Origin of the sequence: Limnofasciculus baicalensis BBK-W-15, assembly GCF_024178385.1 — a bacterium.
GTDB classification, from domain to species: Bacteria; Cyanobacteriota; Cyanobacteriia; order Cyanobacteriales; family Coleofasciculaceae; genus Limnofasciculus; species Limnofasciculus baicalensis.
In genome coordinates this window covers 1-2,354 of sequence record NZ_JAMZMM010000606.1, presented here as the reverse complement: position 1 = coordinate 2,354, position 2,354 = coordinate 1, and the positions used below count along the sequence as shown (strand labels likewise).

Sequence of the window (2,354 nt, the reverse complement as noted above, 5' to 3'; positions counted from 1 at the left end):
TGCGGTCGATGATGTTCTACGCCTTGCGTCCTAACCGCCTTGGCGGTTGCTATATCTTTTTCTCCTGTAATTTGTAGGGATCGCAGCTCTTGACTAGATACCTTAACAGAGTCTTGAGTATCGCACCAATTCCGCCACATCTGCCGATAGGCATCCTCCAAAGATTGAGCAATCAAGCTGGCATTCGTCAGCGGGGCTGATTGCATCCGGCGGCGTAGGGTGGATCGCAATTCTTCCAGTCGCTGTTGATGATTGGCTAAAGCGACAGCTTTTTGAACATACTCTTCAGGAGAGTGATCAATTAACTCCTCTAACCCAATAACTGATAATAAACTTACACCAACTCTTGACACATGGGTTTTACCTGCTAGGGTAATAACGGGAACTCCCATCCATAAAGCCTCGCAGGTTGTCGTTGTGCCATTGTAGGGAAAAATATCGAGGGCAATGTCGATATTTTGGTAAAAAGCTAGATGCTGTTTGCTATCCGGGAGCCTACTCACTAATTCTACATTAGCTTTATCAATGCCACCTTTTTTGAGTAATTCATACCAATAGTATTCACTTTTTTGATCGAAATTATAGTTATTTTTAAGAACTATTCTGGAGCCGGGAACAGAGTTAAGAATTTCACTCCAATAATGAATCACCGCAGGAGTAATTTTAGCAAAGTTGTTAAAGGAGCCGAAGGTAATATGTTTTTTAGTTAAACAGGGCGGTAGGCTCACATCTGGAGTATCGCTGAGGGGGGGTATAGCAGAGGAAACCATGGGGTAAACGGATGAGAGTTTCACTATATAAATGGTCTGTTTCTCCTAAAGGATCAGTGTAACCATCAGTAAGTCGATAGTCAATATTTTTTAACCCGGTGGTATTGGGGTAGCCTAAATAGGTAACTTGTATAGGAGCAGGTTTACGAGCAAATACTAGTAAACGATTATCCTTTGAATGTCCTGACAAATCTACTAATATATCGATTTCATCTTGTTGGATTAATTCAGCGACTTTCTCATCGCCCATTGTCTCTATTTGTCGCCAACCATCAGCCAATGCTTTTAATCGTGTTGTAACCCTATCCCTTTGGTTTGTGTTCGAGTAACAAATAATCTCGAACTTTTGGTGATTATGATTAGCTAAAATAGATTCGATAAAGAAAGCGACAGAATGGGTTTTGAAATCACCGGAAACGTAGCCCAGGCGGATTTTCTTCTCTGGATTAGGTACATTGGGGTGCTGGGGAATTAACTTAGCTAAGGGAGTTTCATATAATTCTGCCCATTTTTGATGTTCTTGATAAATAGTTTCTGGTTGATGACTATCGCTATAATTCAGACTAAAGACATAGTTACTCCGGGCAATAATAAATTGAGGATCGATGTTAAAAGCCCCTTGATAGGATTGGATAACTTCATTAGTTCTACCTTGAGAGAGGAATACATTTCCTAAAGTGTAGAGGGTATTTCTAAGTTTTGGTTCAATTTCTAATGCTTTTTGGTAAGATTCTATTGCCTCACTAAACCTGCCCTGACTGCTAAATACATTTCCTAAATTATTCAGTGCATTAGGATAGTTTGATTGAATTTCTAGGGCTTTTTGATATGATTTAACTGCCTCTGTCAACCGATCTTGTTTTTGTAGGGCTAGGGCTAAATGATAATGCGCTTCAGCGTAATTAGGCTCTAGTTCGATGGCTTTTTGACAAGATAAGATTGCCTTCTCTAATTCTCCATATTCAATGTAAGCATTACCTAAATTGTTTAATGTATTAACTTGGTTGGGATTGAGGGCTAGGGCTTTTTCAAAGGCGGCAATCCCCTTCTCAGTTTCTCCTTTTTTTCCGTAGGCGACTCCTAGGTTAGTATGTCCTTCAACATGGTGGGGTTGGGCTTTGACAAAGGTTTCTAAAAATTTAATCGCTGAATCAAAATCATTTTTTATTCCAAACAGAATTCCTAAGTTATAGTAAATATCCCACGATTGAGGGGCTAATTCTAGTGCGTGGGTAAAAGCGGAGATTGCCGCTTCAATATCTCCTTTATCTTGATAAACATTAGCTAAATTATTGTAAAAAAGAGCTTCCTTTGGGTTTAGTTGAATTGCCCGCATGATTTGCTCAATAGCTTGGGAATACTCTTTTTTCTGTGCAGAAACAATACCTAGTAGATGCCAAGCATCTGGATTATCAGAATTAGTTTGTATAAATTGGCGAAAACAAGTTTCTGCATCTGGCAATTTTCCTGATTCCAGGTATTGAATTCCCTGTTGAACTAATTTTTGGCTTTCACTCATGATTCTTCTCCCCCAACACTCCCCACCTCCCTACTCCCTACTCCCTACTCCCTACTCCCTACTCC

2 protein-coding genes are annotated in these 2,354 nt (G+C 39.9%); both read right to left on the bottom strand.

From position 1 onward, the window contains the following. A partial coding sequence (locus NJ959_RS28665; RefSeq protein ID WP_254015167.1) for an O-linked N-acetylglucosamine transferase family protein occupies positions 1-728 on the bottom strand: 728 nt, incomplete at its 3' end. Then, positions 703-2,289, bottom strand: coding sequence for an O-linked N-acetylglucosamine transferase, SPINDLY family protein (locus NJ959_RS28660; RefSeq protein WP_254015166.1), 1,587 nt, complete (start codon positions 2,287-2,289; stop codon positions 703-705). The genes NJ959_RS28665 and NJ959_RS28660, both read right to left, overlap by 26 nt. Positions 2,290-2,354 lie beyond the last annotated feature (65 nt).